Source organism: Pseudoxanthomonas sp., assembly GCF_035999195.1.
In the GTDB taxonomy this organism is placed as follows: domain Bacteria; phylum Pseudomonadota; class Gammaproteobacteria; order Xanthomonadales; family Xanthomonadaceae; genus Pseudoxanthomonas_A.
The window spans coordinates 92601-104243 of sequence record NZ_DASYGY010000009.1 but is presented as its reverse complement, the minus strand read 5'-3'; the positions used below and the strand labels follow the sequence as shown (position 1 = coordinate 104243).

Annotated in this window: 13 protein-coding genes, 2 tRNA genes and 1 pseudogene; 6 read left to right on the top strand and 10 right to left on the bottom strand. The window is 66.1% G+C overall.

Annotation, left to right across the window (positions count from 1 at the left end; genetic code table 11):
• Window positions 1–11: 11 nt before the first annotated feature.
• Genes VGN58_RS07800 through VGN58_RS07785 form a run of 4 tightly spaced genes read right to left on the bottom strand, consistent with a single transcriptional unit; the run spans window position 12 to window position 2062 of the window.
• Complete coding sequence (locus tag VGN58_RS07800; protein WP_327482726.1) at window positions 12–266, bottom strand: acyl carrier protein; 255 nt, start codon at window positions 264–266, stop codon at window positions 12–14.
• Window positions 267–290: 24 nt separating this feature from the next.
• Window positions 291–551, bottom strand: coding sequence for a phosphopantetheine-binding protein (locus VGN58_RS07795; RefSeq protein WP_327482725.1), 261 nt, complete (start codon window positions 549–551; stop codon window positions 291–293).
• The gene (locus VGN58_RS07790; RefSeq protein WP_327482724.1) at window positions 538–1335 is read right to left on the bottom strand and encodes a lysophospholipid acyltransferase family protein; all 798 of its coding nucleotides are present in this window, start codon (window positions 1333–1335) and stop codon (window positions 538–540) included. Before VGN58_RS07790 ends, VGN58_RS07795 begins: the two co-directional genes overlap by 14 nt.
• Window positions 1328–2062, bottom strand: coding sequence for a beta-ketoacyl synthase chain length factor (locus tag VGN58_RS07785; protein ID WP_327482723.1), 735 nt, complete (start codon window positions 2060–2062; stop codon window positions 1328–1330). The genes VGN58_RS07790 and VGN58_RS07785 overlap by 8 nt, the downstream gene beginning before the upstream one ends.
• A gap of 137 nt (window positions 2063–2199) precedes the next feature.
• On the opposite strand from VGN58_RS07785, the gene VGN58_RS07780 reads away from it, so the two are divergent.
• From VGN58_RS07780 to VGN58_RS07770, 3 genes are all read left to right on the top strand, one after another.
• Window positions 2200–2275 (top strand) — tRNA-Ala (locus VGN58_RS07780).
• 52 nt (window positions 2276–2327) lie between these two features.
• Window positions 2328–2403: transfer RNA gene (locus tag VGN58_RS07775), tRNA-Glu, on the top strand.
• A 187-nt stretch (window positions 2404–2590) separates the two neighbouring features.
• On the top strand, window positions 2591–2818 hold the full coding sequence (locus tag VGN58_RS07770; protein ID WP_055944856.1) for a hypothetical protein: 228 nt from the start codon (window positions 2591–2593) through the stop codon (window positions 2816–2818).
• A gap of 18 nt (window positions 2819–2836) precedes the next feature.
• Here VGN58_RS07770 and VGN58_RS07765 read toward each other — a convergent pair whose 3' ends face one another.
• Window positions 2837–3319 carry a DUF1249 domain-containing protein gene (locus VGN58_RS07765; RefSeq protein ID WP_327482722.1) on the bottom strand — a complete coding sequence of 161 codons (483 nt, stop codon included), beginning with the start codon at window positions 3317–3319 and terminating at the stop codon, window positions 2837–2839.
• A gap of 112 nt (window positions 3320–3431) precedes the next feature.
• Complete coding sequence (gene ppsR / locus VGN58_RS07760; protein ID WP_327482721.1) at window positions 3432–4253, bottom strand: posphoenolpyruvate synthetase regulatory kinase/phosphorylase PpsR; 822 nt, start codon at window positions 4251–4253, stop codon at window positions 3432–3434.
• Between the two features lie 154 nt (window positions 4254–4407).
• Between ppsR and ppsA the strand changes: the two genes are divergently transcribed.
• Together ppsA and VGN58_RS07750 are read left to right on the top strand one after the other, a co-directional pair.
• On the top strand, window positions 4408–6798 hold the full coding sequence (gene ppsA, locus VGN58_RS07755) for a phosphoenolpyruvate synthase (protein ID WP_327482720.1): 2391 nt from the start codon (window positions 4408–4410) through the stop codon (window positions 6796–6798).
• Between the two features lie 92 nt (window positions 6799–6890).
• Complete coding sequence (locus VGN58_RS07750; RefSeq protein WP_327482719.1) at window positions 6891–7832, top strand: mechanosensitive ion channel family protein; 942 nt, start codon at window positions 6891–6893, stop codon at window positions 7830–7832.
• Between the two features lie 121 nt (window positions 7833–7953).
• Here VGN58_RS07750 and orn read toward each other — a convergent pair whose 3' ends face one another.
• A complete protein-coding gene (gene orn / locus VGN58_RS07745) occupies window positions 7954–8517 on the bottom strand; it encodes an oligoribonuclease (RefSeq protein WP_327482718.1) in 564 nt (187 codons plus the stop codon).
• 100 nt (window positions 8518–8617) lie between these two features.
• On the opposite strand from orn, the gene VGN58_RS07740 reads away from it, so the two are divergent.
• Window positions 8618–9082 carry a DUF2721 domain-containing protein gene (locus VGN58_RS07740; protein ID WP_327482717.1) on the top strand — a complete coding sequence of 155 codons (465 nt, stop codon included), beginning with the start codon at window positions 8618–8620 and terminating at the stop codon, window positions 9080–9082.
• Here VGN58_RS07740 and tadA read toward each other — a convergent pair.
• From tadA to guaA, 3 genes and pseudogenes are all read right to left on the bottom strand, one after another.
• Complete coding sequence (gene tadA / locus VGN58_RS07735; protein ID WP_327484602.1) at window positions 9079–9543, bottom strand: tRNA adenosine(34) deaminase TadA; 465 nt, start codon at window positions 9541–9543, stop codon at window positions 9079–9081. The two genes, VGN58_RS07740 and tadA, sit on opposite strands and share 4 nt — an antisense overlap.
• A gap of 180 nt (window positions 9544–9723) precedes the next feature.
• Window positions 9724–9918, bottom strand: a pseudogene (locus tag VGN58_RS18330) (GIY-YIG nuclease family protein); the annotation flags it as partial.
• Window positions 9919–10028: 110 nt separating this feature from the next.
• Window positions 10029–11630 carry a glutamine-hydrolyzing GMP synthase gene (gene guaA, locus VGN58_RS07725; RefSeq protein WP_327482716.1) on the bottom strand — a complete coding sequence of 534 codons (1602 nt, stop codon included), beginning with the start codon at window positions 11628–11630 and terminating at the stop codon, window positions 10029–10031.
• Window positions 11631–11643: the final 13 nt, after the last annotated feature.

The following is an 11643-nucleotide window of genomic DNA, read 5'->3' as shown; positions in this document are numbered from 1 at the left end:
GCGCCCTGCGCTCAGGCGGCTTGTTCGCGGATCAGGCCGTACAGCACGTCCACGATGTCCTGCACCGTGCGCACCGACTTGAACGCATCCGGCTGCAGGCTGCGCCCGAGCAGCGGCTTGAGCTGCACGATCAGGTCCACCGCGTCGATGCTGTCGATGTCGAGGTCGTCGTACAACCGGGCCTCGGGCGTGATGCGTGCGGGCTCGATCTCGAAGCTGTCATGCAGGATCGTGGCGATCCGCTCGAAGAGTTCGTTCTTGGTCATCTTGCCAGTCCTGCCGTCCTGCGCTCAGGCCTTGCCCTGCGAGGCGACGAAATCCGCGAGGGCACGCACGCTGGCGAAGTGCCGGCGGGTTTCCTGCGAGTCTGCGGAGAGCGCCACGCCGTAGCGCTTCTGCAGCGCCAGGCCCAGTTCCAGGGCGTCGATCGAATCCAGCCCCAGTCCCTCCACGAACAGCGGCGCGGTGGTATCGATGTCGTCGGGGGAGATGTCTTCCAGTGACAGCGACGAAATGATCAATTCCTTGATCTCGTGCTCAAGTGCCTGCACGCGATGGATCTCCCGCAAAGTAGTTGGCCAGATGTTCCGTGAGTCGCCGGGCTGCCAGCGCTTCTCCCCCTGCCGATGGATCCGTCCCCGCCATTCCGTTCAGGAACGGGGCGATCGGCAGGTCTTCCTGAACATCGATCACCATGTGGAATCTCACCGGCGGCACACGATACCACTTCTCGCCTTTTCCCAGCGTCGGCGGCGTGCAGGTGATGCGCACCGGCGTGATGTCCAGTTCACCCCGCACGGCGATGTTGGCCGCACCCCGCTGCAGCTTCATTGGCCGCCCCGGCGTGGTCCGCGTGCCTTCGGGGAAGATCACCAGTGCGCCCCCCGCCCGCACGGCGGCGATGCAGTCCTCCACCAGGCCCGGCCCGTCGTCGTTGGCCACATAGCCTGCCGCCCTGACCGTCGCGCGCATGAACGGGTTGCGCGCCACCGCCGACTTCACCACGCAGTCCGCATTGGGCAACAGCGAGATCAACAGCACCACATCGATCAGCGTGGGGTGGTTGGCCAATACCAGCAGGCCCTCGCGGTCCAGCCGCTCGCGCCCCCGGATCTCGTACGTCATCACGCCAAGCCACCGCATCAAGGCGACATGGGCGGCGAAACTCCGCTGCACCAGGCGACGGGACCAGCGCTGACGTCGCGCCGGATCGCGCATCAGCCACAGCATCGGCGGCAGCACCAAAAGACCCAGGACCAGCCCGCCCAGCCCGAACGCCAGGAAGCTCAGGCCCGTGCCCAGCACGCGCCAGGCATGGTCGATGCGGTCACCCATCGCGCCGCCAGTGCCAGTCCAGGTCGTCGCATCGCCATTGCAGCGTCCGATCTCCCGCCAGCAGGAAACGCAGTACCTCAAGGCCATGCGGCAGTGTCGCGGCGGGGCCCGGCTCCGGGTCGTCGCCGCTCCAGGCCAGCCGCAACGTCAGCAACGCCGCGTCCGCCGGACCGATCCTCCAGCACCAGGCGAAGCCCGCATCGGGCTCGTCGGCGAAGTCGGTATAGATGATGGGCAATGGCGCGTCGTACACCACCAGCATCACCTCGTCCGCGCCGTCGGCCAGCAACGCCGCCGCTTCGACGCAGGCGGCCTCCACCGTCGCCATGCCGCCGGCCAAGGCGATGTAGTTGCCGCGTTCGCGACGCAGGATGGAGTACAACGCGGCGATCGCGTTGTGCACCGACAGGCCGAACGTGGTGGGCGACACCGGCTGCCCGGTCGCCAGCGCTTCCAGCAGTTCCATCGAACGGGAGACGTCGCCGTGCCGCGAGGCGAAGATGAGGGGCATGCCGTTCTCCTCCGCGCGCTGGCACCAGCATGCGGTCTGGATCGCCATCCGGCCCAGCCGCTCGATGCGCCTGCGCTGCATGGCCGGTACTTCGGCCAGCGCCGGGGTGTCATCGCCGGTCGGTATCCAGGGCGCGGCCGCCCACGCGCGCCATGCATCCTGGTCCACCAGACCGGGCGCCCATGCGGACCACTCCTTCACTGAAAACGCGATCATCCGCCGTGCGCCGCCTTTCTATGTCCGATGGCGTATTTCAACCGCATGCACTTTCTTCCGCCAGTCGTGAAAATTTTCGTAAGGGATGCTTGCGCATCGGAAACAGGCTGGCTATTATTTCGCTCCTGCCAGCACGTGGGGCCATAGCTCAGCTGGGAGAGCGCCTGCATGGCATGCAGGAGGTCGGCGGTTCGATCCCGCCTGGCTCCACCAACTTCCGGACAATAGGCCGTCCGGAAAGAAAAACCGGCAACAACTTTCGTGCGTCCCCATCGTCTAGAGGCCTAGGACATTACCCTTTCACGGTAGCGACCGGGGTTCGAATCCCCGTGGGGACGCCAATCTTTCAAGGCCCGGGAAACCGGGCCTTTCTTTTGCCCGTCATTCGGCTGGACGGTCGCCTTCGCCCGCATTTACAAGAACCTCACGGGTTGCGGCGTACAAGCTGCCGCAATGCCTGTGCTGTGACCCTCCCGCCAACACGCGGAACAGTCAGTCGGAGTGGTGCCCCTCCCGCGGAGCCGCGACATGACCCACGATGCCCTTGCAGACGAACTGGTCTCGCAACTGCCGCTTCATCGCGACACGCGATGGACGGCGGGATCGCTGGGACTGGACGCCGCTGCGTTCGATGCCGTCGCGCAGCGCCTGCTCGAACTCGAGACACAGGGTTCGGTGGACGTGATGAACCTCTCGCGCGACGCCAGCCACGGCCTGCGCCGGCTCAACGCCATCCGATTCGTCCGGGTGGCATGAGCCGCCCGGGAAGGATGCTCACGCGACGTCGCGTGCGACGCCCGCCGGACGCAGCGTCGCCACCCCATGCCCCTGCTCGCCCAGGTACTCGAGCCATTTGCCCAGGAACGTGTTCATGCGCATGCGGTGGCTGATCACCTCGGCCGGCGGCGGATACAGGCCGATGACATCCTGCCAGCGCTTGCCCACGTAGCAATGCGTCGCCTCGGCCTGGTGCGCGTCACGGTAGAGGCGCACGAAGGCCGACGGATCCGGTTCGCCGGTCAGCGGATCATAGATGTCGTAGGTCAACCGCAACTCCACCGTGTAGCGATGGGTTTCGATGACCTCCAGCCGCAGGTCCAGGCCATCGCCGATGCTCGACACGTAGATGCCGACGGCAAGACGGTCCGGCGCGAACAGGCGGGTGAGCCGCGCGTGGTTCTCCGCGTACAGCGCCATCAGCCAGCCGAAACGGCCCAGACGGGGAATGCGCGCGGTACGTGCGAGGGCCTGTGACATGCGTCGATCCTACACGCGCACGCCCGCCGGCGGCAGCATTGACGCCCCGACGCGTGCGGCCTAAGTTAAGGATTCCCGGCCGAACACCAGGGCGTCCCCAAGGCCCTGTCCGTCAGTACATCTCGCGCTGCAGTCCCAGCGTGGAGAGCACCTTGCTGGAGATTTCCTCGATCGACTTGTTGGTGGTGCTGAGCGTGGGCAGCCGTTCCACCTGGAACATCGCCTCGGCCGCGGCGACCTCGCGCTTGCAGGTCTCCATCTTCGCGTAGCTGGAGTTGGGGCGGCGCTCCTGCCGGATCTGGTGCAGGCGGTCAGGATCGATGGTCAATGCGAACAGCTTGCGCCTGTAGGGCCGCAGGCGTACGGGCAACCTGTCGGTCTCGAGATCGCCATCGGTCAGCGGGTAGTTCGCCGCGCGGATGCCGTAGTGCAAGGCCAGGTACACGCAGGTGGGCGTCTTGCCTGCGCGCGACACCGCCACCAGGATCACGTCGGCCTCGTCGTAGTTCACCGCCATGCCGTCATCGTGGGTCAGCGCGAAGTTCATCGCGTTGATGCGGCGGTGATACGTCTCGAAGTCCACCAGGCCATGCGCCTGTCCCACCCGCGACTGCCGCTGCTGGCCCAGTTCGCGCTCCAGTGGTTCGATGAAGGGCGCGAAGACGTCGAGCATCAGCGCGCCACTTTCGGCGACCAGCGCACTCAGCGCCGGATCCACGCAGGAGTTGATGACGATGGGACGGCTGCCCAGCTTCTCGCCGGTACGCCGGATGCGATCGGCTGCGTCGCGCGCTTTTTCCTCGTCGTCGACGAACGACAGCCGGTCGGTCTGGAAGCGCATGCCCGCGAACTGGGTCAGCAGGCTGTGGCCGATGGTCTCGGCGGTGATACCGGTGCCATCGGAGACGTAGAACACCGGGCGCAGCTCAGACATGCGCTTCCCTTCCCTGCTTCACCATGGAAACCCCCGTCAGATCAAGCTTGTCTGCAATTGGTATGCACTGCATCATAGCGCCTCTTTCCCCATGGACACGGCACCCCACGCCGATGGTCATCGGCATGGCGCGGCCTGCTTCGGAGCATTGCGCTTGAACGAGAACATCCTGTGGTTGCACGAGCTGCGCCTGGCCGACCTGGCCCGCGTCGGCGGCAAGAATTCGTCGCTGGGCGAAATGATCGGCCATCTGGCCAATCTCGGCGTCTCGGTCCCGGGAGGCTATGCGACCACGGCGGAGGCCTTCAAGGCCTTCATCGCGCACAACGACCTGTCCACGCGCATCTTCGACAGGCTGGCCACGCTGGATGTCGAGGACGTGGCGGCGCTGACGGCGGCGGGCAAGGAGATCCGCGGCTGGGTGATCGACGCGCCCCTGCAGCCCGATCTGGATGCCGACATCCGCACCGCGTACGCGAAGCTCTGCGCGGACAACGGCGGCGGCGACGTTGCGGTGGCGGTGCGGTCTTCGGCCACCGCCGAGGATCTGCCCGACGCGTCGTTCGCCGGCCAGCAGGAGACGTTCCTCAACGTCACCGGCGCCGATGACGTGGTGCACAAGGTCAAGGAGGTCTTCGCCAGCCTCTACAACGACCGCGCCATCGCCTATCGCGTGCACCACGGCTTCAAGCACGAGGACGTGTTCCTGTCCGCCGGCGTGCAGCTGATGGTGCGCTCGGGCGTCGGTGCGTCCGGCGTGCTGTTCACGCTGGACACCGAATCGGGCTTCCGCGATGTCGTGTTCGTCACGTCCAGCTTCGGCCTGGGCGAGATGGTCGTGCAGGGCGCGGTGAATCCCGACGAGTTCTACGTCTACAAGCCCACGCTGAAACAGGGCAAGCCCGCCATCCTGCGCCGCTCGCTGGGCAGCAAGGCGATCCGCATGGTGTATTCCGACGTGCCGGGCGAGCGCGTGCGCACCGAGGATACGCCGGCGAACCTGCGCAACACCTTCTCCATCACCGACGAGGACGTGCACGAGCTGTCGAAGCAGGCGCTGGTGATCGAACAGCATTACGGCCGCCCGATGGACATCGAGTGGGCCAAGGACGGCGTGACCGGCAAGCTATTCATCGTGCAGGCGCGCCCGGAAACGGTGAGGTCGCGCGCCAAGGCCACGCAGATCGAACGGTATGCCCTCGAGAAGCGCGGCGAGGTGATCGCCGAAGGCCGCGCCATCGGCCAGAAGATCGGCAGCGGCGTCGCCCGCGTGGTGCGTTCGCTGGACGACATGGCGCGCGTGCAACCCGGCGATGTGCTGGTCGCCGACATGACCGACCCCGACTGGGAGCCGGTGATGAAGCGTGCCAGCGCCATCGTCACCAACCGCGGCGGCCGCACCTGCCACGCCGCCATCATCGCGCGCGAGCTGGGCGTACCGGCCGTGGTCGGTACCGGCAATGCGCTGGACCTGGTCGCGGATGGCGTGGAGGTCACCGTGAGCTGCGCCGAGGGCGACACCGGCTTCATCTATGCCGGTGCCCTGCCCTTCGAGCGCACCACGACCGATCTCGCGGCGATGCCGCCGGCGCCGCTGAAGATCATGATGAACGTCGCCAACCCCGAGCGCGCGTTCGATTTCGGCCAGTTGCCGAACGCCGGCATCGGTCTGGCGCGCCTGGAGATGATCATCGCCAGCCACATCGGCGTGCACCCGCTCGCCCTGCTGGAATACGATCGCCAGGACCTCGACGTCCGCAGGAAGATCGATGCCAAGACCGCCGGCTACGCCGACCCGGTCAGCTTCTACGTGGACCGGTTGGCCGAAGGCATCGCGACGATCACGGCCTCGGTCGCACCGCATCCGGTGATCGTGCGCCTGTCGGACTTCAAGTCCAACGAATACGCCAACCTCATCGGCGGCACCCGCTACGAGCCGCATGAAGAGAATCCCATGATCGGTTTCCGCGGTGCGAGCCGCTACGTCGATCCCTCGTTCGAGCCCGCGTTCGCCCTGGAATGCCAGGCCGTGCGCCGCGTGCGCGACGAAATGGGGCTGGACAACCTGTGGGCGATGATCCCGTTCGTGCGTACGCTGGAAGAAGGCCGCAAGGTCGTCGAGGTACTGGCCAGGCACGGACTGCGCCAGGGCGATGGCGCCGCCGATGGAAAGCCGGGGCTGAAGATCATCATGATGTGCGAGGTGCCGTCGAACGCCCTGCTGGCCGAGGAGTTCCTCGACATCTTCGACGGCTTCTCCATCGGCTCCAACGACCTCACCCAGCTGACGCTGGGCCTGGACCGCGATTCCAGCATCGTCGCCAATCTGTTCGACGAGCGGAACCCCGCCGTCAAGAAGCTGCTGTCGATGGCGATCAAGGCCGCCCGCGCGAAAGGCAAGTACGTCGGCATCTGCGGCCAGGGGCCGAGCGACCATCCGGACCTGGCGGAATGGCTGATGGCCGAAGGCATCGAGTCGGTCTCGCTCAATCCCGATACCGTCGTCGATACCTGGCTGCGCCTGGCGAAGACCAAGGCCGGCTGACGGCCGGGGACGCGTTCACGCGGACGCGGTTACCATGCTCCCGCAAACCCGGCACGCCCCTGATTGGGGCGTGCTGCATTTCAGGAGTGTCCATGTCCGCGCCCGCCACCCCAGCCCCCACCCTGCCCGCCATTCCCACCGAGCCCGAAGCCCTGCTCAACGAGTTGCGCGGCATCGACTGGCTGCAGTTCCTGGAAACCTGGGGCCTCAAGCTGCTCGCCGCGGCGGTCATCTTCCTGGTCGGCATGTGGCTTGCCAAGCGGCTGAGCGCGGGGCTGGAACGCGTGCTGATCCGTACGCAGGCCGACACCACGCTGGGCGGATTCCTGCGCCGCGTCAGCTACGTGGCCATGATGGTGCTGGTCATCATCACCGTGCTCACATCGCTGGGCGTGAATCCCACCTCGATGCTCGCGGTGCTGGGTGCCGCGGGACTCGCAGTCGGCCTGGCCCTGAAGGATTCGCTGTCGAACATCGCGTCGGGGGTCATGCTGATCGTGCTGAGGCCCTTCCGGGAAAGCGATTTCGTGCAGGCGGCAGGGCTGGAGGGCGTCATCGAGGAGGTACGCATTTTCCAGACCCGCATGCGGACGCTCGACAACCGCCTGATCGTGTTGCCGAACAGCCTGATCACCACCGCACCGATCATCAACTTCACGGCCAAGCCGCAGCGCCGCATCGACATCCTGGTGGGCGTGGGCTACGACGACGACCTCAAGCAGGCCAAGCAGGTGCTGCTCGATATCGCGCATGCCAATCCGATGGTGCTGAAGGATCCCGAGCCGTTCGTGTTCGTGTCGCAACTGGGCGAAAGCAGCGTCGACCTGACACTGTACGCGTGGGCGAAGACGAAGGATTTCGGCCAGGCCCGGAGCGATCTGACCGAAGCCGTGCGCACCGAGATCATCGGCAACGGCCTGAACATCCCGTACCCCCAACGCGACCTGCACGTGTATCACCACAATGCGGACGGCACGCCGCTCACGGACATCATCACCAAGGGCGTGGTCGACGACGGCGACATGCCCAGGTAGCGCGCGCCGCGCGCACGACGCGCAATACCTGCTTCAAGTGATCGTGTTCGACACGTGACGTGCACCTTTTGCATGGCGCGCGATGGTGGCCCTACAGGTGGTGCGCATGGCGCACGCTACGTCACTCGCCGGCGAGCGCCGCCATGTGCCTGCGGTAGTGGCGCAGTTCCTCGATGGAGTCGCGCACGTCGCTCAGCGCGGTGTGGCTGGCCTGTTTGCGCACACCTTCCAGCACCTGCGGCGCCCAGCGGCGCGCGAGTTCCTTCAGCGTGCTGACGTCCAGGTTGCGGTAGTGGAAGTACTTCTCCAGACGCGGCATCAACCGGTGCAGGAAGCGCCGGTCCTGGCAGATCGAATTGCCGCACATCGGCGATGCGCCGGCGGGCAGCCATTCATTGAGGAAGGCCACCGTCTGCGCTTCGGCCTGACCCATCGAGACCTGGCTCTCCACCACGCGCTTCCAGAGACCGGAACGGCCATGCTGGTTGCGGTTCCAGTCGTCCATCGCTTCCAGCACGGACACCGGATGCGCAATGGCGAACTCGGGCCCCTCCGCCAGCACGTTCAACTTCGAATCGGTGACGACCGTGGCGATCTCCAGGATGGAGTCGCGGTCGGTATCCAGCCCGGTCATCTCGAGGTCGATCCAGATCAGTCGGTCGTTGTGCGCGTTGTTCGAGGCCATGCAGCGGTCCGTGACGGGGAAAGAGCCCGGGAATGCACGCCGGGGATGCGGCGACACCGCATCATGTCATCATAACGCAGACCACCCCGACGACCGGCCCATGAATCCTTCCACCGACCATGCCGTGCTGACCGCGATGCTGGCGCCGGCATTCTTCCTGACCGCGACCGCGTCGCTGCTGCTGTCAGCCAACAATCGCTTGGCGCGCATCATCGACCGCGCGCGCACGCTTCTGCGGGAACTGGCCGATGCCGAGGACGAGGCGGATCGCTCGCTGCTGGAGAAGCGGATCGCGCTGCAGCGCCGGCGCAGCCTGATCATCCTGCGTGCCGGCCAGTTGCTGTACGCCGCGATCAGCTGCTTCGTCGGCACCAGCCTGGCCGTGGCCGTCGACACGTTCACGGGACACCGGCTGGGCTCGCTGCCGACCTGGCTGGCGGCACTCGGCGTGGTGGCGATGCTGGCGGCCAGCCTGCTGCTCGCACGCGAATCCACGCTGGCGGTCACCGCCATCAACGAGGAAATGGACCACCGCAAGGTGAAGCGGAAGTTCCCGACGCCCTAGACCAGCGGCCGGCCGCGCTTGGCGCGGAAGTAATTGGTCAGTCTGCGTCCGGCTTCGTCGCCCAGTACGCCGCCCACCACCTCGATCCGATGGTTGTGCCGCGGATCCGCGATCAGATCGAATACGCTGCCGCAGGCGCCGGTCTTGGGGTCGCTGGCGCCGTAGACCACGCGCGCGACCCGCGCATGCACCAGCGCCATCGCGCACATCGCGCAGGGCTCCAGGGTGACGTACAAGGTGCAGCCGACCAGCCGATGGTTGCCCACCGCCCTGCCCGCTTCGCGCATCGCCACGATCTCGGCGTGCGCACTGGGATCGTGGTCGGCGATGTTGCGGTTCCAGCCCTCGCCCAGCACCTGACCCGCCGCGCTCACCAGCACCGCACCGACCGGGATCTCGTCGAACTCGCGCTCGGCGCGGTCGGCCAGCGCGAAGGCGTGGCGCATCCAGTGCTCTTCCATGTCGTTGACTGAATCCGACACCTGCCTACCTCCGGAACCCGTTCGTGGTGAGCCTGTCGAACCACGCTCTTCGCAGGGTTCATCCATTCCGGCCGAAGGCGCTTGACCTGAGGTCCTTCCCTTGGCCAGTCCACTGAGCCTTTTCCAATCACCGGCGATCAAAGCCTGCTTTTTCGCTCTACTCCAGCCTTTGATCCGCCTCTCCGACGCGAGCGCTTCCACCCGGCTCGAAAATTCCTGCGACCAGACCAACGCCAATGGACGGCGTCTGAACGTATAACACCCGGGCGCATCACCCGCATGATGCTGGGCAACACGCCTTTCCAGGCAGTCTGTCTGGCCTACGTAGTACGAGCCATCCGCACATTCGAGCATGTAAACCCAGAAGCGCATCCCTGTGCCCCGGGGTCAGCGCCAAGAGCGTGGTTCGACAGGCTCACCACGAACGGGAACCGGATGGCGTGCAAACAACATGCCTTAACGCCTCACTCCCACTCAATCGTCGCCGGCGGCTTTCCGCTGATGTCGTACACCACGCGCGAGACGCCACGCAGCTCGTTGATGATGCGGTTGGACACGGTGCCGAGGAATTCGTACGGCAGGTGCGCCCAGTGCGCGGTCATGAAGTCGATCGTCTCGACCGCGCGCAGCGCGATGACCCACTCGTACGCGCGCGCATCACCGACCACGCCCACCGACTTGACCGGCAGGAACACCGCGAACGCCTGCGAGGTCCTGTCGTACAGGTCGGCCTTGCGCAGTTCGTCGATGAAGATCGCATCGGCCTTGGCCAGCAGTTCGGCGTACTCGGGCTTTACTTCGCCGAGGATGCGCACGCCCAGTCCGGGACCCGGGAACGGATGTCGGTAGACCATCGTGCGCGGCAGGCCGAGTTCCACGCCCAGGCGGCGCACCTCGTCCTTGAACAGCTCGCGCAACGGCTCGACCAGGCCCAGCTTCATGTGCGCGGGCAGGCCGCCGACGTTGTGGTGGCTCTTGATGACGTGCGCCTTGCCGGTCTTGCTGCCGGCCGACTCGATCACGTCCGGGTAGATGGTGCCCTGCGCCAGCCACTTGGCATTCTTCAGCTTGTTCGATTCTTCCTCGAAGATCTCGACGAACAGGTTGCCGATGATCTTGCGCTTGGCTTCCGGGTCGGCGACCCCTTCCAGCGCCTTGAAATAGCGGTCCGCCGCATTGACGCGCACGACCTTGACGCCCATGTGCTCGGCGAACATCGCCATCACCTGGTCGCCTTCCTGCCAGCGCAGCAGGCCGGTGTCGACGAACACGCAGGTCAGCTGCTCGCCGATGGCCCTGTGCAGCAAGGCGGCGACGACCGACGAATCCACGCCGCCGGACAGGCCCAGGATCACCTCGTCCGAACCGACCTGCTCACGCACGCGGGCGATCTGGTCGTCGATGATATTGGCGGCCGTCCACAGCGTCCTGCAGCCGCAGATCTCGGCGACGAAGCGGCGCAGCAGCGTCTGGCCCTGCTTGGTGTGCGTCACTTCCGGATGGAACTGCACGCCGTACCAGTGCTTCTCTTCCAACGCCATCGCCGCGACCGGGATGCGGTCGGTGGTCGCGGTGATCGTCCAGCCCGGCGGCGCCTTCGCGACGTGGTCGCCATGGCTCATCCACACATCGAGGCGCGGCTCGCCCTGGTGGTCGCTCAGGCCACCCAGCAGCGCGTCGTGCGCGACCAGTTGCACTTCGGCGTGGCCGAACTCGCGTGCGTCCGCGGCTTCCGTCGCGCCACCCAGCTGCGCGGCCAGCGTCTGCATGCCGTAGCAGATGCCCAGGATCGGCAGACCGCTGTCGAACACCTGCTGCGGCGCTTTGGGGGCACCGTGCTGCGTGGTGGACTCCGGGCCACCGGACAGGATGATGCCCTTGGCCCCGAACGTCGCGATCTCCTCCGGGTCGTGGTCCCACGCCCAGATCTCGCAGTACACACCGATCTCGCGGATGCGGCGGGCGATCAGCTGCGTGTACTGCGCGCCGAAATCGAGGATGAGGATTTTGTCGTCGTGAAGCCGTGATTGGGGATTGGGGATTGGGGATTCGGAAATGCTGGTCATGTGTGCTGGCGAC

Coding starts and splice junctions, on each gene's coding strand:
- VGN58_RS07770 (WP_055944856.1), top strand. CDS start 2,591: ATGACCCACGATGCCCTTGCAGACGAACTGGTCTCGCAACTGCCGCTT.
- orn (WP_327482718.1), bottom strand. CDS start 8,517: ATGGCCTCGAACAACGCGCACAACGACCGACTGATCTGGATCGACCTC.
- VGN58_RS07740 (WP_327482717.1), top strand. CDS start 8,618: ATGAATCCTTCCACCGACCATGCCGTGCTGACCGCGATGCTGGCGCCG.
- VGN58_RS07750 (WP_327482719.1), top strand. CDS start 6,891: ATGTCCGCGCCCGCCACCCCAGCCCCCACCCTGCCCGCCATTCCCACC.
- VGN58_RS07800 (WP_327482726.1), bottom strand. CDS start 266: ATGACCAAGAACGAACTCTTCGAGCGGATCGCCACGATCCTGCATGAC.
- VGN58_RS07765 (WP_327482722.1), bottom strand. CDS start 3,319: ATGTCACAGGCCCTCGCACGTACCGCGCGCATTCCCCGTCTGGGCCGT.
- VGN58_RS07785 (WP_327482723.1), bottom strand. CDS start 2,062: ATGATCGCGTTTTCAGTGAAGGAGTGGTCCGCATGGGCGCCCGGTCTG.
- VGN58_RS07790 (WP_327482724.1), bottom strand. CDS start 1,335: ATGGGTGACCGCATCGACCATGCCTGGCGCGTGCTGGGCACGGGCCTG.
- guaA (WP_327482716.1), bottom strand. CDS start 11,630: ATGACCAGCATTTCCGAATCCCCAATCCCCAATCCCCAATCACGGCTT.
- ppsR (WP_327482721.1), bottom strand. CDS start 4,253: ATGTCTGAGCTGCGCCCGGTGTTCTACGTCTCCGATGGCACCGGTATC.
- tadA (WP_327484602.1), bottom strand. CDS start 9,543: ATGGAAGAGCACTGGATGCGCCACGCCTTCGCGCTGGCCGACCGCGCC.